Source organism: Paenarthrobacter aurescens, assembly GCF_025421775.1.
Taxonomy (GTDB): domain Bacteria; phylum Actinomycetota; class Actinomycetes; order Actinomycetales; family Micrococcaceae; genus Arthrobacter; species Arthrobacter aurescens_B.
Genome location: NZ_JAOEFX010000699.1, coordinates 1 through 237 on the forward strand (window position 1 = coordinate 1; position 237 = coordinate 237).

Consider the following 237-nt stretch of genomic DNA (forward strand, 5'->3'; position numbering starts at 1 on the left):
GTCGTCGAAATTGAGGTCACCGGCGGCGACTTCAGCAGCGGCCGCCTCGCCACGAAGGTAACGGACGGTACGACGCCGTTCGCTGACTTTGGTGCCCGGCCCAAGACCGATGACATCCAGCGGGAAGAGGCGTACGGAGCGCGGGAAGCGGCAGGGCTGCCCGCTCCCGAAAATGCTTCCGTACTGACGCCGCAGCTCAAGGCGAAGCTCGAGACCGTCGCCACCGCCACCCACACA

Annotated in this window: 1 pseudogene; it reads left to right on the forward strand. The window is 66.2% G+C overall.

Going from position 1 to position 237, the window contains the following annotated elements:
* Positions 1-237 (forward strand): annotated as a pseudogene (locus N7568_RS25310) (fumarylacetoacetate hydrolase family protein); the annotation flags it as partial.